Annotated in this window: 17 protein-coding genes; 3 read left to right on the top strand and 14 right to left on the bottom strand. The window is 45.7% G+C overall.

The window, feature by feature from the left end; translation table 11 throughout:
• Nucleotides 1-34: 34 nt before the first annotated feature.
• Genes ligA through GN277_RS20230 form a run of 5 tightly spaced genes read right to left on the bottom strand, consistent with a single transcriptional unit; the run spans nucleotide 35 to nucleotide 6063 of the window.
• A complete protein-coding gene (ligA, locus tag GN277_RS20210) occupies nucleotides 35-1999 on the bottom strand; it encodes an NAD-dependent DNA ligase LigA (RefSeq protein WP_244324805.1) in 1965 nt (654 codons plus the stop codon).
• Nucleotides 1947-2693, bottom strand: coding sequence for a pseudouridine synthase (locus tag GN277_RS20215; RefSeq protein WP_159753021.1), 747 nt, complete (start codon nucleotides 2691-2693; stop codon nucleotides 1947-1949). The genes ligA and GN277_RS20215 overlap by 53 nt, the downstream gene beginning before the upstream one ends.
• Nucleotides 2686-3858 carry a DHHW family protein gene (locus GN277_RS20220; protein ID WP_159753023.1) on the bottom strand — a complete coding sequence of 391 codons (1173 nt, stop codon included), beginning with the start codon at nucleotides 3856-3858 and terminating at the stop codon, nucleotides 2686-2688. The genes GN277_RS20215 and GN277_RS20220 overlap by 8 nt, the downstream gene beginning before the upstream one ends.
• Nucleotides 3859-3883: 25 nt before the next feature.
• On the bottom strand, nucleotides 3884-5266 hold the full coding sequence (locus tag GN277_RS20225; RefSeq protein WP_159753025.1) for an MBOAT family O-acyltransferase: 1383 nt from the start codon (nucleotides 5264-5266) through the stop codon (nucleotides 3884-3886).
• Nucleotides 5266-6063 carry a GDSL-type esterase/lipase family protein gene (locus GN277_RS20230; RefSeq protein ID WP_244324806.1) on the bottom strand — a complete coding sequence of 266 codons (798 nt, stop codon included), beginning with the start codon at nucleotides 6061-6063 and terminating at the stop codon, nucleotides 5266-5268. Before GN277_RS20230 ends, GN277_RS20225 begins: the two co-directional genes overlap by 1 nt.
• A gap of 191 nt (nucleotides 6064-6254) precedes the next feature.
• Between GN277_RS20230 and GN277_RS20235 the strand changes: the two genes are divergently transcribed.
• Nucleotides 6255-6734, top strand: a complete 480-nt coding sequence (locus GN277_RS20235) for a DUF5721 family protein (protein ID WP_159753027.1) — start codon at nucleotides 6255-6257, stop codon at nucleotides 6732-6734.
• A gap of 142 nt (nucleotides 6735-6876) precedes the next feature.
• Nucleotides 6877-8841 carry a methyl-accepting chemotaxis protein gene (locus GN277_RS20240; RefSeq protein ID WP_159753029.1) on the top strand — a complete coding sequence of 655 codons (1965 nt, stop codon included), beginning with the start codon at nucleotides 6877-6879 and terminating at the stop codon, nucleotides 8839-8841.
• Nucleotides 8842-8931: 90 nt separating this feature from the next.
• Here the strand turns inward: GN277_RS20240 and htpG are convergent, their stop codons facing one another.
• From htpG to GN277_RS20270, 6 genes are all read right to left on the bottom strand, one after another.
• Nucleotides 8932-11001, bottom strand: coding sequence for a molecular chaperone HtpG (gene htpG, locus GN277_RS20245; protein WP_159753031.1), 2070 nt, complete (start codon nucleotides 10999-11001; stop codon nucleotides 8932-8934).
• Nucleotides 11002-11179: 178 nt separating this feature from the next.
• A complete protein-coding gene (locus GN277_RS20250) occupies nucleotides 11180-13594 on the bottom strand; it encodes an ABC transporter permease (RefSeq protein WP_159753033.1) in 2415 nt (804 codons plus the stop codon).
• Nucleotides 13570-14769: a coiled-coil domain-containing protein gene (locus tag GN277_RS20255; RefSeq protein ID WP_159753035.1), complete on the bottom strand. Its 1200-nt coding sequence runs from the start codon at nucleotides 14767-14769 to the stop codon at nucleotides 13570-13572. Before GN277_RS20255 ends, GN277_RS20250 begins: the two co-directional genes overlap by 25 nt.
• Before the next feature lie 9 nt (nucleotides 14770-14778).
• The gene (locus tag GN277_RS20260; protein WP_159753037.1) at nucleotides 14779-15483 is read right to left on the bottom strand and encodes an ABC transporter ATP-binding protein; all 705 of its coding nucleotides are present in this window, start codon (nucleotides 15481-15483) and stop codon (nucleotides 14779-14781) included.
• Nucleotides 15484-15507: 24 nt separating this feature from the next.
• On the bottom strand, nucleotides 15508-16026 hold the full coding sequence (locus tag GN277_RS20265) for a HEPN domain-containing protein (RefSeq protein ID WP_159753039.1): 519 nt from the start codon (nucleotides 16024-16026) through the stop codon (nucleotides 15508-15510).
• A complete protein-coding gene (locus GN277_RS20270; protein ID WP_159753041.1) occupies nucleotides 16019-16390 on the bottom strand; it encodes a nucleotidyltransferase family protein in 372 nt (123 codons plus the stop codon). Before GN277_RS20270 ends, GN277_RS20265 begins: the two co-directional genes overlap by 8 nt.
• Nucleotides 16391-16523: 133 nt before the next feature.
• On the opposite strand from GN277_RS20270, the gene GN277_RS20275 reads away from it, so the two are divergent.
• Complete coding sequence (locus tag GN277_RS20275; RefSeq protein WP_159753043.1) at nucleotides 16524-17048, top strand: GNAT family N-acetyltransferase; 525 nt, start codon at nucleotides 16524-16526, stop codon at nucleotides 17046-17048.
• A 100-nt stretch (nucleotides 17049-17148) separates the two neighbouring features.
• On the opposite strand, the gene GN277_RS20280 is transcribed toward GN277_RS20275, so the two are convergent.
• The 3 genes from GN277_RS20280 to GN277_RS20290 all read right to left on the bottom strand — a co-directional run bounded on the left by GN277_RS20280 (nucleotide 17149) and on the right by GN277_RS20290 (nucleotide 20705).
• Entirely contained in the window at nucleotides 17149-18591 is a 1443-nt protein-coding gene (locus tag GN277_RS20280; RefSeq protein WP_159753045.1) for a beta-N-acetylhexosaminidase, read from the bottom strand.
• 47 nt (nucleotides 18592-18638) lie between these two features.
• Nucleotides 18639-19577: a helix-turn-helix domain-containing protein gene (locus tag GN277_RS20285; RefSeq protein ID WP_159753047.1), complete on the bottom strand. Its 939-nt coding sequence runs from the start codon at nucleotides 19575-19577 to the stop codon at nucleotides 18639-18641.
• Between the two features lie 345 nt (nucleotides 19578-19922).
• On the bottom strand, nucleotides 19923-20705 hold the full coding sequence (locus GN277_RS20290; RefSeq protein WP_159756980.1) for a type 1 glutamine amidotransferase: 783 nt from the start codon (nucleotides 20703-20705) through the stop codon (nucleotides 19923-19925).
• Nucleotides 20706-20742: the final 37 nt, after the last annotated feature.

Genomic DNA, 20742 nt, shown 5'->3' on the forward strand with positions numbered 1-20742 from the left:
GATGAAACCGATTCCGGTACAGAGGCAAAAGCTCTTACCCTTCCCTCACCATCTCAAGGAAGCTCTCCTCCGAGATAATCGGAATCCCCAATTCATTCGCCTTCTTATTTTTAGACGACGCAGACGTCACGTCATTGTTAATCAGATAATTCGTCTTAGAAGTAACCGACCCTGTCACCTTGCCTCCCAGACTCTCTATCAACTCCTTCACCTCACCACGGTTGGAAAAATGCGTCACACTGCCGGTAATCACAAAATTTATTCCCGCAAATATCTGCTTTGTCTCCTCCACTGTCTCCTTGGGAAGCACCAGCTCATTCAGCAAATCGAGGAACTGCTTCACATGCTGCCTGGAGGAAAAATAATCGACAAACGCCTTGGCAATCACCCCGCCAACCCCTGGTATCTCATTTAACTCCTCCTCCGTCGCATGAAGCATCGCCTCCACATCATACTGAAATTCCTTACAGATCACCTTCGCATTGGCAAGCCCGATATTGGCAATTCCCAATGCATAAATCACCCTCGGCAAAGTGGTAGTCCGCGCCTTCTCGGCATTGGCAGTCAAGTTTCGGTAGGATTTCTCGCCAAAGCCTTCTAAGGACTGAATCTCTTCCTGATATCGGTCCAAATGGAAAATATCCGCAAACTCCCGAATATAGCCTTTGGAAATAAACTTCTCCAAAGTTGCCTCCGACAGCCCTTCGACGTTCAATGCATCCCTGCTTACTAACAGTGCAAAAGACTTAACATGCTTCGCCTGGCACTCCGGATTCGTACAGTATAAAGCCTTCGCATTGGCAACCTGCTTAATTTCCGTATCCCCCTGACACACAGGGCACTGCTTCGGAATATCCTTCACACCGCTTCTCGTTAGATTTTGTGCAATCTGGGGAATAATCATGTTTGCCTTATACACCTCAATCTTATCCCCAATCCCAAGCTCTAACTCCTCCATGATGCTGATATTGTGGACGCTGGCGCGGCTGACCGTGGTTCCCTCTAACTCCACAGGCTCAAAAATGGCCACAGGATTAATCAGACCCGTCCGAGACGGACTCCACTCAATCTCCATAAGAGTCGTCTTTCGTACCTCATCCGCCCATTTAAACGCATAGGAATCCCGCGGAAACTTCGATGTCCGCCCAAGAGACTGACCATACGCTATATCATCATATATTAGCACAAGTCCATCGGACGGAAAATCATTCTGTGGAATTTTTTCTGAAAATTTAATAACTTCTGCCTCCACAGTCTGTGCAGTCACTTCATGGAACTCCACCACCTCAAATCCCTGCTCCATAAGCCAGTTCATCTGACAACATCTTGAGTTCCTGAAATCGACTCCTTCTGCCTGCACCAGAGAAAATGCATAGAATCTTACGTTCCGCTTTGCCGTAATCTCGTTATTCAACTGACGAACCGAGCCGCTGCACAGGTTCCTTGGGTTCTTATATTTGGCATCCGCATCCTCAATCTCAGAATTGATCCTCTCAAATTCCCGATAACTAATCACAGCCTCGCCCCGCAGGATTAACTCCCCCTGATAGGCAATCTTAAGGGGAATATTTTTAAAGACCCTGGCATTATTGGTAATCACCTCGCCAACCTCTCCGTTTCCCCGCGTAACTGCCTTAAAAAGCTGTCCCTCTCGGTAGGTAAGAACAATGGTAAGCCCGTCAAGCTTCCAAGACATAAGGGCCTTCTGTTCCCCTAAAAAACGTTTCAGCTCATCAATTTCCTTCGTCTTATCCAGAGAAAGCATGGGACTTTCATGTCTCTCCTTGGGTAATTCGCTAAGCACCTCATAGCCTACGTTCACCGTCGGACTGTTGGCAAAGGTAATTCCCAGCTCCTTCTCAAGCTCATCAAGCTCATCATACAGCTTATCGTACTCCCGATTGCTCATAATCTCTCTGGATTCCTGATAATAGGCGCGTCCCGCATCATTCAGCAGCTTCACTAACTCCAACATTCTGGCTTTCTTCGATTCGCTCATACAACTCCTTTAACTCCTGCTCTGTTAATTTTCTGACTGCCCCTGGCTTTAATCCGCCAAGCTCAATATTCATAATCCGGACCCTGACAAGCCTTGTCACCTGATATCCCAACGTCTCGCACATCCTGCGTATCTGCCGGTTCAGTCCCTGGGTCAGCACAATAGAAAATGTATATTTCCCTAACATTTTCGTCCTGCAGGGCCTTGTCAATGCGTCCAACCCTTTCTCCCTGTCGCGAATTCTTACCCCTTCGGCCATCTGCCAAAGAAACCTTTTCGTCACAGGCTTATCCACCGTAACCCTATACTCCTTCTCATGTCCGTATCTCGCCCGCATCATCCCGTTAATCAGTTCTCCGTCATTGGTCATAAGCAAAAGACCCTCCGAATCCTTATCCAGACGGCCCGCATAGGTAATCCTCTCCGGATAGTTCAGATACCGGATAATACTCTTTTTCTCACGTCGTTCCTCTGTGCAGACGATTCCCACCGGCTTATTCACCGCCAACACAATCCTCTCACGCCTGCGTCCAACAACCTTCCTTGCGACCCGTACCTCCTGGTCTTCTCCTACCTTCATGCCGCAAACGCCGCGCACTCCGTCCACAGTAACCTGCCCGCTCTCAATCAGACGGTCCGCCTCCCTGCGGGAGCACACGCCCGCGTCACTTAAAAACTTGTTAAGCCTAACCATCCTGCAATACTCCACTTATCTTGTCATCCTGTACAAAAGTATTTCCACTATATAAAAATAATACCCTGGAAATCTTCTTTTCTCCCATAATATCATTAAGATTCCCTTCATAGAACTCTGGGTCTATCACAATAATCTCCCTGAAATAAGGTACCAGAAAAGGAATCAGACAGTTTGCATAGGAATCCTTCACCAGAAGCAGACGGTCTGTTGTATCTGCCGTGGTACGGATATTGACCATTCCCTTGCTGCCTCCCAGGAACAAATCGTACGCATCCATCTCCTTTAGCTTCGTCCGGTCATACAGAGTGGAAATCTTCCCTTCTCCGGCATCCACTACAATCTGCGGCATCTCCTTGTCACTTTTAGCGGTATAGATGTAGATGGACTCTTGATATCCCGTCTGATAACCACTCTTTAGAGACAAATCTCCCGTAAATATATTCGTAACCACGTATTTCTCCCACTTCGGCGTCTTTGCTTCGTCAAGCTGCATTGACTCTACCAACTGCTGACTGGCATAATAGGCCCCAAGGGTGGTCCAGTGGGAATCTGTACGGTAGAAGATTTCTTCCTTCTTATGGGCCGCCAGTGTCTTGCTCAAGTCCACCCAGGCAACCCTTTCTGAAAGCTCCTGGGATATTTCACGAAACATTCCGTTCTGATCTTTTGTAACGGCAAAACGAGGAAGCTTATCAGAAAGGATATTCGCCGCATTGGGCGCCAGCGCCAGATAAATTGGAACCTTCTCATAGCTTTCGCCAAAATCTGCCATCGCTTTCAAGTTCGCGTGAAGCTTCTCCTGATCCGCCTCTTTAATGTCCTCAAGCAAATAATCGTCCTTCCCCTTAAAGACACCGTTGGATTCCCGCTTGCCCATCAGCAAATCTATTCGATTCTTAAGGGACACCCATAGATTCCGCCCAAGAAACTGATCCGAGCGAAACGCCTCATATTTATCCATAAAAGAGCCATCAGCCACATCTTCCCATGCCAGTTTTGGCCGTGTAGCAAGCGGACGATTCTCCTTATCAGAGAAATCCTGTTCTAAGGGTATCAGCTCTAACAGGGAAATCAATATCAGAAGTCCGAAAAACAGCAGAGCCGCCGTCTTTCTCCTATATGCCCTTCCCGATTTAAACTCCTTCTGTTTCTTCTGCCTCATAAACTCTCCTATACATATGAGCCCATCAACATACAATATATGTCATACATAACACAAACATTACGCCATATATGGCACAGTTGATTAGCGCCAGTCCTTTCCCTCCTCTGTCCATAATAGTCTCGTATCCCTTATGGACAAACGGAAAAAGCCCGATTATCATGACAATCAAAAGCGCAAGATTCGTAACCAGCAGGTACATCCCTCTGTCATCAGACAAGCCGACAGCGCCTGCTCCGAACATATTTCCCAGATAAACAAACGCTGCTGCCGGCCTTGACTGAAAGAAGAATACCCATCCAATCATTACCATGAAAACGCTGTAAACATGTCCCAAAAAGGCCGGCATCTGATCCAGCGCCCTCCACAAAAAAAGCTTCTCCGCGACCATCAAAATTCCACAGTACACGCCCCATACCAGGTAATTTAGCGACGGGCCGCGAAACAGCCCCACCAAAAGCCAAATCAAAAGAATATTTCTCACCTGCTTTGACTCTTCTGTGTCTCCCCCTCCAAGGGGGTGATACACATACTCCCGAAACCACACCCCAAGGGACATATGCCATTTGTACCAGAATTCTGTTGTGCTTCCCGCCGCGTAGGGATATTGAAAATTCTCCGGAAAATCAAAGCCTGTCATCTTCCCAAGCCCTATTGCCATATCCGTATATCCACTCAGATTATAATAAATCTTAAGCGCAAATGCAATGCACCCAAGCCATGCGCTAAGTACAGACATCTGACCGGTCTCCAGCGCCATGACCTCATCATAAAGAAGCCCAATATTATCTGCAAACAGCACTTTCTTGGAAAGTCCACGAATGAAATACATCGCCCCTTCCCCCACCTTGCCCGAAGAAATCTGCCTTGCCCGAAGCTGCTTTTCTATCTCTATGTATCGTACAATTGGACCGCCCGGCATTTTGGAAAACATAAGCACATAAAGGGCGAGGTCAGCGGGATTTTTCTGCACCTTTACATTTCCCCGATAAACGTCTATAATGTAAGATAACATCTGAAGCGTGCACAAAGACATTCCCATAGGCAGGGCAAAGCCCTGAAAAGGAAGCTTTACAGGCAGAAGCGCCTCAAGCCATCCAAGCACTGTTCTCCCATACAAAAAGAATGAAAGAAGCCCCAGATTGATTGCTACGCAGAATATCATGCCCGACCTTGCCCGCCGCCGGTTCTTCAATACTCCGGCTAAATGGAGTCCCCAAGCATAATTAAACAGAAGCATTCCCAACAACAGGAATATGGCCACAGGCTCACCCCATGCATAGAACACAAGGCTTGCTAAAAGAAGCAGTATATTCTTCAACTGTTCCGGCATCAGATAATACAGAAACAGTACAATCGGTAAAAATGAAAATAAAAATACAACACTGTCAAATAAACCTGCTACCATTACAACTCCGCCACCTCCGCCATGTGATTCACCCATTCCCCATAGTAATCTGACGTCATATGGATTCCGTCCTCGGTGTAGTATTCATCCTTTACCAGACTTCCGTTATCAATAAAGGTCACGCCTTCTTCCTCACACAATTCCATGAGTTTTTTATTATATTTTGATATGTTCCCATACAGCTCGTTCTCGTCAACCACTTCCTGGGTGACTGGCAAGATACTGTTTACATAAATCTTTGTATCCGGCAGTTTCTCCTTAAGCTCGTCTATCACATGCCGATATGCGCTTATGAATATTCCCGCATCTCCGGACGCAGCCTTAATATCATTCAGCCCATAGGCAAGGAACAATACCTGGGGGCCTATTTCGATTGCCTTGGAAACATGATTCTTAATCATGCTCACCTCTGTCTCACACACGCCAGTATCCCGTTCTGCCGTGACAAACGACTTGTCAAGAGCCTGGTTCTCATACAAACCCTGGGCAATGGAATCCCCAAGCACATATGAATTGGCAAATTTCTCGCTCACAGTCCGGTTCGCCCAAGCCTCGTCCGCCGCACGCTCTGCCTCCTCAAGCTCTTGAATCTGCGCGTCAATCTCTGCCGTATCCGCTTCCTCCATCTGGGCAAGCTTCGCAAGCCCCTTGCGGGGGTCCTCCCTGGGATTCATCACTCCAACAGCAAACACAATCCCTCCAATGACCATCCAGATAATCATAGCCGCAACAGCCAGACGCAGGACGACGTCTCTTTCTTCACTTTTCTTCTTCGTCTTCTCTTGTCCTCTGCTCACGGAACCTCGTTCTCCTTAAGCCGCTGTTTACACCCCTGCCATGACACTAGTGTTCAGAACACCATTCCAACACCAGGAGAAAAAAATGCATATATGAGAATATTGTACTGTTTTTCCCTGTAAAAGTCAAATATATGCTATACTATTCCTAAATAACTACGATTTTAACAATAAGCAAAGGAGTTTTTCCCATGAATATGTTCACATTATCAGCCAAATCCTGTATGTCCCACCTTCTACTTAAGGAGACCTTTGACCAATTCTCATTTATAGAGGGAGAGATCACAACCTTTAACAAATTTACTCTGAACGGATTCCTTTATAAAGACTTCTTCGACGAGAAGCCTGAACGAAGCTACTCCTACTGGCGCGAGCTTCGGGATTTCTGTTTCAATATTATTAAGGGGAAGCGCACGCCCCTTAACTTCAAAATCATTCTCTCCCTTGCGCCGGAGCATTTCGGAGACTTTCTGAAAGAACATCAAATCCAAACCTTTTCCCCTAACGACATCACAGGGCTGTACCTGAATTTCCATTACGACGGTACGATTCTGCAATGTATCACGGGGATTTCCATGCGCACCTTCACTATGGATAAGTCCCTTGAAAAAGAATGGGATGCCTATGTGGAAAGCTTTTTAAGAAAAGCAGGGATTGAGCGGGAAAAATAGACATAATTTTGTCAGAAATATTGTATTTTTTGTACAAATCAATTATAATTTATTTAGACTTTTTGTTAGATGAACTTAAAAGGAGATAAGAGAATGAGAAGTAAAAAAAAGAACAGATGAGAGACCGGCATCACGGTCCCTGATGCACAAATGGGGCATCACGGGAAAACTGGTCATAGCAATCGTGGTCACCATAGTGATTATGGTTGGCGCACTTCTGCTAATCGTCCGCAGCCGTGTATCCGATGCGCTGTTGGCCAAAAGCGAGAACCTGCTGGAGGAGACTACAGACAAGGCGATTCAGGAGGTTAATGCATGGATGGGCAGAATATTGGCAACCTTGGAGATGCAGCGGGACACGATTCAATATGAAGATATGGATATCCCACGCATGGTAGAATACATCAAACATACCACCAATACAAATGACGCTTATCCGGCGGGATTATACGTTGCAACAACGGACGGTACCCTGTACCATGCATCCTTTGTACCAGGGCCAGACTACAACGCACTGGAGAAACCATGGTACAAGGATGGTATTACCTCCGAAGACTTTATATTTGGAGACGCATATTTTGATGAAGACAGCCAGTCCTATGTTGTGGGCGCATCCGGCGTATTAAAGAGTGGATCCGGAGAAGTCAGGGGCGTTGCAGCAGCAGACGTATATCTGAATTCCATATCCGATATCGTAGCTGATATTCGTCTGGAGAAGACAGGAGGAATCTTCCTCGTGGACACCAGGACCAATACCATCATCGGTCATCCGGATAAGGAGATGAACGGAAGGTCCATGGGGGAGTTCAGCGGGGATTTGTATGCCTATGCTTCCACAAAGATACAGGAGAAGGCGACAGGGCTAAGTCTTTACAATGACGATACATACATAGAAGTAACCCAAATACCCAACTGTGACTGGATGGCAGTATCCTATGTATCCAGAGACGAGGTACTTGCTGATTTGAATACTCTGACCGGCATCATGTCGTCGGTAGCCGCATTTGCAGTCTTAATCATGGTAGCGCTGATTATCATCCTTGTAAGAAACATCATCGGAAAGCCGGTAGCTGAACTGAACAATGTAGCGGCAAGAATTGCAGAAGGCCAGCTAGATCAGTCCATTAACCACACCTCTAACGACGAGCTTGGCGAACTGGCGTACAATTTCGGCAAGACTGTGACACGTCTTCGTGATTATGTAGACTATATTAACGAAATTTCAGAAAAATTATATGAAATCTCTCAGGGCAATCTTGCATTTACCCTCACCCATGAATATCTGGGAGAATTTGCGAAGATCAAAGACTCCTTAGATCGTATCTCCTGGTCCCTCAACGAGACTTTGGGACAGATTAATGTAGCGGCAAGCCAGGTAGCTACTGGTTCTGAGTACGTCTCCGACGGAGCGCAGACTCTCTCACAGGGCTCCTCACAGCAGACTAACGCGGTGGAATCCCTTGCCTCTCATATTTCAGAGGTTTCTGACGGAATTCAGAAGACTGCACAGGGAGCAAAGCAGGCAAGCCAAATATCACGGGATGTCAGGACGCGTATTCTGGAAAGCAATGATAAGATGCAGCATATGAATGAGGCAATCCAGAAGATCAGTGATAAATCAACAGAGATTCACAGTATTATCAAGACGATCGAGGATATTGCATTCCAGACTAATATTCTTGCACTAAACGCCGCCGTAGAAGCGGCAAGGGCAGGAACGGCAGGCAAAGGCTTCGCTGTAGTGGCAGATGAAGTACGCAACCTTGCCAGCAAGTCCTCCGAGGCGGCCAAGAATACCACTACACTGATTGACCAGACAGTAGAAGCCGTGACAGAGGGTACAACCATGGCTGAAGATACAGCCGCATCTATGATGGAGGTTGTTGCCCAGGCTGAAGAAGTAAGCAGGTTAATCGAAGGAATTGCCGAATACTCTGCACAGCAGGCAGAGGCCACAGAAGAGGTTACCCGTGGTATCGCACAGATTTCTGATGTAGTACAGTCTAACCTCTCTACGGCAGAAAAGAGCGCTTCTGCCAGTGAAGAGTTGTCAGGTCAGGCAAGTATGCTCAACGAACTGGTATCAAAATTCCGACTGAAAAAATAATAAACAATTCGTATCCCCAAGGAATCATGTCCTTGGGGATAAATTTTATCTAAAAAGAGGGCTGTCCTAAGCCCCCTTTCCATTTACCAATTATTTTGTAAGCAGCATCATAACTTCATTGCTTCTCTGTACAAATGCCGTCATTTCTTCCGGATTCAGCGGCTTATGCGCCAGCATAGCCAAATCATACAACTGCTTGCAGATGATAGACACATTCTCATTTTCCTTATTGTCAACCACAAACTTAACCAACGGATGATTTGCATTCAGGATTAATGTGCTTTCTTTGCCCATATCCATGCCGCCCATATTGCCCATGCCGTACATCTTCATCATTTCCTGCATACGGCGGTTCTGCTCAGACAGTGTAATCATAGACGCAATCTTCTCATCCTTCAGCTTCTCAATCTTCACATCCAGCTTGTCATTGCCAAGCTCCTTGCGGAAAATCTCAATCAGGCTGTCAGAAATCGTCTTAAATGCTTCCTTATCTTCCTCTGCCACTTCTTCCTTAACATGGTCCGTTACATCAGCGTCAATCCTCTGGAAGCGGATGTTTGGATTCTTCTGCTCTAACTGAGTGATGAACGGAGAATCAATGTTATGGTTCATGATGACCGCATCCTGTCCCTGATTCTTGAACATATTGATGTACTGGCTCTGCTGAACCTGATCCGTTACATAGTAGATGGTAGTCTTAATCTCCTCTACCTTGTTCTCGTCGCTATTCTCGCCTTCAGCGTCCTCTTTCTTGTCGTTGGCCTCAACCACCTCGCCGCCGTTCTCCTCGATGCAGTCCTTAAGGGTCAGATACTTCCCGTCAATGTTCTTGAATAAGATGACATCCTTCATCTTGTCACAGAACTTCTCGTCTTTCAGGCATCCAAACTTGATGAACGGGCTGATATCATCCCAGTATTTCTCATAGTCTTCTCTCTTTGTCTTACACATTCCGGAAAGCTTGTCAGCCACCTTCTTGGAAATATAGTCTGCAATCTTATTGACAAATCCATCGTTCTGCAGCGCGCTTCTTGACACGTTTAGCGGAAGGTCTGGACAGTCAATCACGCCCTTCAATACCATCAGGAACTCTGGAATGACTTCCTTGATATTGTCTGCAATAAATACCTGGTTGTTATATAACTTAATCGTTCCCTCAATGGAATCATATTCTGTATTAATCCTTGGGAAATACAGGATTCCTTTCAGGTTAAACGGATAATCCATGTTAAGATGAATCCAGAACAGCGGCTCTTTATAATCTAAGAATACCTTGCGGTAGAACTCCTGGTAATCCTCGTCTGAGCAGTCGTTGGGATGCTTGGTCCACAGCGGATGAATATCGCTTAAGGAAACCGGCCGCTTCTCAATCTTAACCTTCTCCTTAGCCGGCTCTACCTCAACCATCTCTTTTACGCCGTCTTCGTTCTCCTTCTCCTCCATCTTGGCTTCTTCGTGGATATGCTCAACGACAACATCATCCTCCTTCAAGTCTGCCTCGTCAATGGTCTCGTACTCTGGCTCTGCATTCGCCTTGGATAAGAAAATCTCTACCGGCATAAAGGAGCAGTATTTCTCAATCACTTCCCTGACACGGTACTCATTGGAAAATTCCAGGCTGTCATCATTCAGGTACAGCGTAATCTCGGTTCCCACGCCTTCTTTATTTCCCTCGTCCATCTCATACTCTGTTCCACCGTCGCTGACCCAGTGTACCGGTGACGCCCCTTCTTTATAGGACAGCGTATCAATATGCACCTCGTCTGCTACCATGAATGCAGAGTAAAATCCAAGTCCAAAATGACCAATCATATCATCTTCTGTGGTCTTGTCCTTATACTTCTCAAGGAATTCAGTCGCACCGGAAAATGCAATCTGGGTAATATATTCTTCTACTTCCTCGGCTGTCATTCCAAGTCCGTTATCTATGAACTTTAAGGTCTTCTCCTCTGGGTTCACCTCTACCTTAATAGAAGGCTTGTAATCATCTGGTAACTGGTACTCTCCCATCATGTCCAGCTTCTTTAATTTTGTAATTGCATCGCATCCATTGGATACCAGCTCACGTGCGAAAATGTCATGATCAGAATATACCCATTTCTTGATAATTGGGAATATATTCTCGCTGCTGATTGATAGATTTCCTTTCTTTGCTGCCATCTTTATCACTCCTACCTCATTTTTTAATTTCTACTTCAATATCGGGCATGTCCCTCGCCTAACAGATATGATAATACCTTCGATTTTAAAAGTCAATAGAAAATTAGCACTCTTTTAGATTGAGTGCTAACAAATTTCTTAAAAATATAAAAATTTTATAAAATGGTCTATTTGTATATTACTCTATACTCTTAAGGGATTCCACCATATCAATCCTCTTAAGCTTAAAATACATCACCCCATTAATCATCAACGAGAATACCACCGTCAAAATTAAGCTGTAGACGAAGCTTGGCCCATTAATATTCCTTCCAAACATAGCGGAATCCACCTCAACCGTCTCGATGATAAACAGATGCAGAAGTTTTCCAAGTACAACACCCACAGCAGAGCCCAAAAGCGTCAATAAAACATTCTCACGGTACACATATTCCGCCACCTCCATATTGTAGAACCCTAAAACCTTAAGGGTGGCCAGCTCACGTTTACGCTCTGCAATATTAACGGTATTCAAGTTATAGAGCACCACAAAGGCCAGCATTCCCGCTGAGATGATTAAGACAACAATAACCAGATTCAAGCTTCTAAGCATATCGTCCAACTGTTTTTCAATATCGTGAGTGTAGCTGACATTCAATGCTCCCTCCTGTTTCAGTATATTCCTTCCCAACTTCTCCAAATCTGTATTAGTGGCGGAATCTGCCACTTTGAACAGAATACTGTTGTATTCCGGTTTTTCGCCGTATGCATTTTCATAACAGGCGGGTGTAAAATATATGTAATGACCCATATAATTCTCACAGATCTGCCTAATCTTCACTTTTTTATTGCCGTTTTCCTCATCCTTAATCTCAATAGTATCGCCTTTTTTCGCATTCAAAAGCTTCGCCGTCTTCTCGCTTACGATTACACCGTCGTCTGTCAGCTCATACCCTTCCTTCGTCTTCCGGTCATGAAAATCTACGAACTGCAAAATATCCTCCACATTACCGAACACACATGCATATGCTGCCCTCTCCTTCTTTCCATTTACAAGTGTAATATTCTGCATGTATGCGTCCATGTACACGTCAACCTGACTCTCATCCTCCAGCGCTTTCTCAATCTCTCCTTGCTGTTCCTTCGTGATATCCTCCGTAAGATAGATACTCCCGTCATAGAACTGAATCTCGGCAAACTGTAAATTGGCAATTTCATAACAGGAATCCTTAAGTCCGAAGCCTACCAGCATCAAAGCCATACATCCTCCAATTCCAAATATGGTCATGAAAAACCGCTTCTTATACCGCATCAGATTCCGAATCGTGGATTTCCATGTAAAATTTAGATGCCGCCAGATGATGCCAATCCGTTCCAAGAATACCCGACGTCCATTCTTAGGCGCTGGCGGCCGCATCAATACAGCAGGCTGTGCGTCTAATTCTCGATAACATGCCATGACCGTGGCAAATATGGTACAAAACATTGCAGCACCAGATGCCATTGCAGCATATTTCCAGTCATAGGGCACGAGAATCTTAGGTAAATGCTGGTACAAAATCCCGTAAGCATAGACAATAATGTATGGAAGAATCTTTTCCCCAATCAGAACGCCTAAAATACTTCCTCCGGCAGTAGCCAACAGTGCATAGCCAATATATTTGGAAGCAATCGCACCTTTGCCGTATCCAAGGGCTTTCATTGTTCCAATCGACGTACGCTGTTCTTCTACCATACGCGTCATACTGGTCAAACTGATTAACGCTGCCACAAGGAAGAACAACACAGGAAATACCCGTCCAATCGCACCAAGCCGTTCTGCATTTTCTCCAAATCCACTGTACTCAATCAAAGTGCTTCGGTCATACACGTACCACTTTGGCAGCTCAATATCTTCAATATCTGCTTCTGCTTCGGCAATTTTCTCCTCCCCGTCTGCAAGCTCGGCCTCTGCTTCTGCCTTGCCGTCCTCATATTCCTGCTTCGCTTCAACAAGCTTTGCTTCATTGGATGCGATTTCTGCCTCTCCGTCGGCAAGCTTCGCCTCCTGTCTCTTAATCTCACTCCATCCCTCATTAATCTGCTTCTGGCCTGATGATAGCTGTGCAGGCACAGACGCTAGCTCTGACTGAGCTGCCGCAAGCTGATTTTTAGTGGCGGCAAGCTGTGCCGCCATATCGTCCAACTGCTTCTGGCTTGCGTTAATCTCAGCCATTCCAGAGTTATATGCCTGCCTCTGCCCCTCAATCTTCATCATAAGCATCTGAGCCGTTCCTTCCAGCTCGGCAAGCTGCTGCGTAAGCTCAGGAGGAATCTCAACCGAACCGCCTGGCGGTGTGTCTCCCTCGGAATCACCTGGCTCATTACCGTCTCCATCACCGCCTGACGGCGTGTCTTCCTCGGAACCATCTGGTTCATTTCCATTCCCAGAATCCTCTGGCGGATTGCCACCCTCTGGCTCGTCCGATTCATCACCGCCCTCGACCGTCTCACCTGTCCGGCTGATTACTGTCCCGCCTGACTGCCTCGTTCCAGTTCGTCTGACTCCAGCCAGGCTTGTCTGAGACTTGATGGCTTCAATCTGTCCTTTTATGGCTTCAATCTGTCCAAGCACAGTCTGGTAGCTCTGTTCATCCGCCGCAAGCTGCGCCTCAAGACCGACAAGCTGCTGCCTTCTGCTGCTTCAATCTGGGCCTCTGCATCCGGCCTTGCCGCCTCGTACTGCGCAAGTCCCTGCTCATAAGCCGACTTACCGTCATTTAACTGGGCAAGACCAGAACGGTATTCAGCTAACGCAGAATCCAACTCCTTTTGTTTGGAATTCAAGGTTGACTTTGCTTCCCCAATCTGTCTCCTACCGTCCTGTATCTGTACCCTCGCATCTGCAAGCTGTCTCTCTGCATCCGCGATCTTCTCTGCCGCATCTAAAAGCTCCCTCCTGGCTTCTTCCTTCCCTTCCTCAAGCTCGGCCTTCGCCTCCTCAAGCTTCTCTTTGGCCTCGTCTTTTAAGCTGTCTTTGCGGACCACAGCCCGTTCGTCCACAAGCTCCTCCACTCTCTCAAGAACTTCCTCAATCCGTTTATCATAGGCATCGGTAAATGCCAGCAAAGCCTTCGCGCCCTCCACCTGGAGGTAGACCTCTGTGAAGACCTCCATAGCAAAGGTATCCTCCGGCACCACTAGAAACGCCTGGATACTGCCGTCCCCTACCGTTGAACTCCCTCTCCCGTAGGACAAATAGCATGGGCTGTTCCCAAGCCCCACCACCTCAAATGTATCTGTCTTTAACGTATCCGAAATCTCGTCATCCGTTCCTGACTTAAGCTCTATCTTATCCCCAATCTGAAACTCTGAATTGTCATCTGCAAGACACTCTCCCTTTTTTTCAGGAAGCCGCCCCTTGCTGACCGTCACCTGATTCATCTTCTCCTGCAAAGACATGACATGGAGAACCTGCTGCTCATCCTGGGTAGTGTAGAGAAAATCCCCACTGTACGCTCCTTCTGCATATGCAATTCCTTCCCCTTTTTCCATGACGCGGACATCCTCCTCTGTCACACCATAGGTACAGACTGCCTTGATGTCCATAAGCTGCGCCTCATCAAAATAAAAGTCCCCGCTCAGTCTCATATCCGGCTCAGCGGCACGTATACCTGAGAAAAATGCGACTCCAAGAGCAACAATAAACAGAATCGACAAAAACCTTCCTGGACTCTTTTTGATTTCCATATAGAAATCTTTTCTTGTGACCTTCTTTCTTCTTTTCGTTGTCTGATTCGTCCTATTCATCTGATCGTCCTACCATTCTATCGTTTCCACCGGCACCGGATATGGATTCCTTACGATATCCGCCACCCGTCCGTTTTTAATCTTAATTACACGGTCTGCCATAGGCGCGATTGCCGAATTATGGGTAATGAGAATAACCGTCATACCTTTTATCCGGCACGTATCCTGCAAAAGCTTCAGTATGGACTTTCCCGTATTGTAGTCCAATGCCCCTGTGGGTTCGTCGCACAAAAGAATCTTAGGATTCTTTGCCAGCGCCCTTGCGATCGACACCCTCTGCTGCTCTCCTCCGGATAGCTGCGCAGGAAAGTTATTAAGCCGTTGTCCCAAGCCCACTTCTTCCAATACTTCTCTGGCATCCATAGGAGCTTTGCAGATTTGCAGAGCAAGTTCTACATTCTCCAAAGCTGTCAGGTTCGGAATCAGGTTATAAAACTGGAACACAAAGCCAATGTCATCCCTGCGGTAAGCCGTAAGCTGCTTCTGGGAGTAGGCGGTAATATCCTGTCCGTCCACAATCACCCTTCCCTCTGACGCTGTATCCATTCCGCCCAGAATATTCAAAACCGTGGTCTTTCCCGCTCCACTCGGTCCTACCACAACGGCAAATTCTCCCTGACTAATCTGGAAGTCGATTCCATCCGCCGCCATAATCTCTACCTCTCCCATACGGTATCTTTTCTTTACTTCTTCTAATGTGACAAACCCGCCCATATATGTCCTCCGTAAAAGTGCAATTTATTTTTCTATCTTTTTTCTATAGATTTGATAATAACAATTCCATTCAAAATCATCTGCCGGTCTAAAATTTTTCGGAAAAAAAGAGCGCAATATTTCTTTGGTTTCTTCCCCCTTAAGCTCTGCTCGAAGTTCTTCTTTGATACCATTTGCTTCAAAAAAACGCTGAATTTCTTCGATACCCTCCTTAACCTTCTCTGCCTCAACAGAATAATCCATATTGTATCGCGTATCCATCTCCCATCGAGTCAATGTATCTGCTCGGTCCTCAATCCATGCGGTTAAATGGATATTTGAACCATTGTCCCTGGACATACGGACTAATTTGTAGATATCATGGGTATTAGGTACAGTGACTCCTTTACATTCCAGAAACGCCTTCAATAGCTTTTCTGTGGATTGCTGTAAATGGTAGGCCACACCGTTAAGAAATGCCTCGTCATTCCTTGGAATCCTATAGATCTCTCTTGCAAGCTCAAACTCGGTATAAGCAGACCTGAATAAACGAATATCACACATAAATTCCCTCCCTGTCAAAAACAACTATTCCCTTTTTTTCTATCTCCTCTTTTAATCGTGCTCCGACTGCATCCAAATACACAATATCTGTTTCTTCCATATATTCCTGAGGATAATTCCTGAAGCCCCGCTCCGTATCATAGCGTTCAATACAGATATCTAAATCACTAAAACTATGGCAGCCAAATTCCACACTGCTTCCAAAGATAATGGCCGCCTTTATGTTCGGTTCCTGCTCAAAACATATGACATAGCTGTGTACAAGCTGCTGCTTCAGTGGATGGATATATTGTATATTCTGAAAATGAATTCCTTCTTTCGTCTCAAAACGAAAATGTAAATCATAATTGTTATATTTCTTCAAATATCATACCTTCTTTTAAACTTTCTTCTTGTACGAAGCTATTATATCACGTATAATACCAGAATAGAAATCTAATATTTAAAAACTATACTAAAAGATACAGCCAAAGCACTGTACAATGGGAGGCGAACATATGAACACGGTAAATATATCACTTGCACAATCTGACTCTGAGCTCTATGAAATTGCCCAACTGGCGGAAGAAATCTGGCATGAACATTTTACCCCGATTATCGGTGAGGCACAGGTAAACTACATGGTTGAAAAATTCCAGTCCTATCCTGCTCTGCAAACACAGATTAAGCAGGAGGGTTATGAATACTATCAGCTATACAGCTCACACACCTTTGCCGGCTATATAGGCATTCATCCAGAGGATGACGCGCTGTTTTTAAGCAAGCTCTACATAAAAAAAGACTGCCGCGGTCAGCATCTTGCGACAGCAGCCTTAAATTTCCTGATTGAGCTGTGTAAAAAGAGGGGGCTTAAGAAAATATGGCTGACCTGCAACAGACATAATAACAACACGCTGGCAGTCTATGACCATCTGGGCTTTGTAATCACCGACGAGCAGGCCGCGGATATCGGAAATGGTTTCGTGATGGACGATTATATACTAACCTATACCTTAATGGACACAGTCCACCAGCCCCGCTAGGGGCATGTATTGTAGTGTGCCCTTGGGTATACATTGTAGAACAAAGGCCATGACAAAAGGAAGGCCCATCAGCTAAGCTGAATAAGCCTTCCTCAATACGTTAAATATCATTCTGGGCTCTTCTGGCTTCTTCCCTGTCCTCTTTCGAGAAATTCATCTGGAATTCCTCCGTCTGCTTTGCCGCCGTCTCATCATCTGGGTCCCAGCCTTCCAGCTTCGTGGCATGGACCCCATACTTCTCAAACAAGGCAAACAGCTTCGTCAGCCTCTCACGGAAATCCTCATATCCAAGACATTCTTTTTTGCACCACCCAACTTCCGCCAAAGCCGCGAACCTTGGCCAGCACAGTTCCTCCAGCCTCTCATTGTCTCTTATAAACTCTGTCCAGACCAGACATTCCATCCCCAATACAGAAGCCTCTCCATGCTCGCCAAATTCTGCTGGGGCAGTCTCAAGGTCATACATATCCTTCAAAGAATGCATTCCATAAGGATAATCACAATAGCAATTCTCTACCATTGCAAGAATTGCCGTTCCTCCCTTATAAAGATGGGCCTGAATCTGGTTATCCTTATCCTCTGTCCATAACTGCACTACAACCCCTTTGTCCAGGTTGCCCCCATAGACCGCCTCATTCCAGACAATGGGAATTCGTCCCTTTGATTGCAGATAGGAAGCGATTCGATTACAGAAATACCCCTGAAGCTCCTGAGCATTCTTAAGCCCTTCCTCCTTCATACGCTTTTGACAGTTCTCACATCCATTCCAACGCTCCTTGGGCGCCTCGTCGCCCCCGATATGAAAATATTTTCCTGGGAAAAGGTCCATAAGATCGTCCAGAAGCTTCTCTATAAATGTAAACGTCTCCTCCCTGCCTGCGCAGAACAACTCCTTGAATATCCCTGCCTTCATACCTACCTCAACAGGCTGGCCAAGGCAGGACAGGTTGGGATATGCCGCCAGAATTGCCGTCACATGTCCGGGCATGTCAATCTCAGGCACCACCTCAATCCCAAGCTCTTTGCAGTAGTCAACAATATCCTTGACCTCATCTCTGGTGTAATACCCGCCTGACTTCTGGTCAGAGTGGTAGTTTCCAAAATGATCCCCCGCCCGCACAGAGCCAATCTCATGAAGCCTGGGATAGCATTTGCTCTCAATCCTCCACCCTTGGTCATCCGATATATGCCAGTGGAAATGATTCAACTTAAACTCTGCCGACATCCGAATCATCTTCTTCAACTCATCTACAGAAAAATAATGTCTTGCGCAATCAATCTGGAATGAACGGTAGGAATATGCCGGTCCGTCCTCAATCTCCATACAGGGCAGGTCCTCCCCATATATCATCCTCAACTGCTCTAATGTGGTACGGGCATAGAAAAACCCTGTCTTTCCGCTGCCATCAATCAAAATCTGTTTTGGTGAAATATAGATGCGGTATTCTTCCACACCCAATTGGGGACAGAGCCTCTCCTTTACCGGAACCTCCGATGGCGCTGTTCCTTCTGTAAGCTTCATTTTTCTTGGTCTAGGTATCATAATTATTCTCCTTCTCTATTGGTCCATTGCCTTGCAGCACAAGTAACCTACCACCCTTCCTCTGAGTGTATCCAATATTTTAACAACTGCTGTTCATAATTCTCCGGCCGCTTCCTCCATTCGCTGGGTGACACGCCCGTAACCTGCTTAAAGTTCCTGTTAAATGTTGACAGCGTCGTAAAACCACATTTCCCCGCAATATCCGCCATGGACTCATCCGTATTCTTCAGATAATTGCATGCTGTCTGAACTCGCACCAGATTAATATATTCCAACGGTCCCATATGCATATATGTAGAAAAAACTCTCCGGAAATGAGTCTCACTGATATGGCACCATTTTGCAAGCTCCTCCACCTTCAAAGGCTCCATATAATGAAGCGTAATGTAATCCAGCGCCCTCGAAACAGGAATCGTAATCTTCCCGCTTATCTCTACCGGACCTTTATCATCAGGATTCTCCCTTGCGATACACACCAGAAGCGCCACCATAAGACCTTTGGCCTCCTCCAGATAAAATTCCTTTGTGTCCCGCATAATATCAAGGATTCCCCGAACCATCTTCGCAATCCCCGGAGCCTCCTCAATCCCCCTGAAAATCGCCTGAGAGTTAATCCTGTGAAGAAGATATTTCATACGCTTTACGTTGCCGCCCTTCTGATACAGCTCGTCCAGAAGCCCCTCCACATCCACAAACACATACTCCCATTTGCTGACCGTCCCTGGGTCGCTGTTGGTCGTATGAGGATAGTTCTTAGGAATAATCGAAATCTCTCCCCCTGTATACCGATAGTCTCTCTCCCCCAAAGTAAGCGTTCCTTCCCCCTCATAGCAATACCCAATCTCCAGGTAATTATGGAAATGCAGATAATCAATATCCCGCCCGTATGTCTGTACCCATCTCTGGCCAAGCAACGCAAGGAGCGGACTTCCCTCTGGCATCCTGTAATACCTAAATTCTATCTTTGGTTTTCTTTTCTTAGACATAATATGTGTTTCTCATCTCTCATCTTTCCATACCTTATTTTATATTTACTTTACCAATCTATTTCTTTTCCGTCAACCTATTTTATTTTTATACTCATATCCACACAGAAAAAGATTTTTTATGCCATCTTATGTTTTTCTTAAGAAATTTTATAAACATTTCCAGTTTTTGACATACTTGTGTCACAATTACATTATATAATAAACTCATCACTTAAAAGAAGACGGTAGTTGTACTTCACATTACATACAGTAGAGCATACCCAAGGGGCACACCATAATATATGTCCTTTACGCATGGGAACTTTGTTCAGTAAGGTATGATTACCGGACTTCGACTAACAATTAGTTAAAATTTAGATAGATTTTTTCATCCCCCTCCAGAGACCTATGCAAATGCATAGGTCTTCTTCCTTTTACGAACCTTCGGAAGATATATTCATTTGCCGCACTCTCCAGCCTGTCATCCAGCTTCTTAAGACTGACTGCCCCATATTTTCTCTCAAGAGCCTTTTCAAGCAAATAATCACAGATTCGGGGATTCTTTGGAAGCAAAGGTCCATGGAGATATGTTCCAATCACATTTTTGTAAATCACTCCCTCATAGCCGCTTCTTCCGTCATTGCCAGCGCCGTACAATACCTTGCCCAAGGGCCGATATCCATTAATATAAGTGCGTCCTCTATGGTTCTCAAACCCCACCACCGGAAGCTTGGACAGCTCGCTTTCAAGAATAATATTTCCAATCAGCCGCCCCTCATCCTGCTCTGTATAAATATTCAGCAGCTTCAGCCCCTCTATTACCCCCTCGTCTGTCTGATAATATTTCCCAAGAAGCTGATAGCCGCCGCAGACTGCTATCACAACGCCCATATCCTCCACATAGTCCTGAAATCTTTCCTTTATCTTCTTAAGCTCTTTACAGACAATCCTCTGCTCCCTATCAGAGCCTCCTCCAAGGAGAATGATGTCAAGTTTTGAAAAATCAATGCTGTCTCCCATATTAAACTCTATGGTTTCTGCCTGGATGCCGCGCCACAGACATCTGCGCATCATACACGCAATATTCCCCCGATCTCCATAAAGGTTCAATAAATCCGGATAGAGATGCCCGATTGTAATTTTCATATCTGGTGTTCTTCTCATTTCTTGTCCTCACATGATG

It is taken from the genome of Sporofaciens musculi, from assembly GCF_009830285.1.
GTDB classification, from domain to species: domain Bacteria; phylum Bacillota; class Clostridia; order Lachnospirales; family Lachnospiraceae; genus Sporofaciens; species Sporofaciens musculi.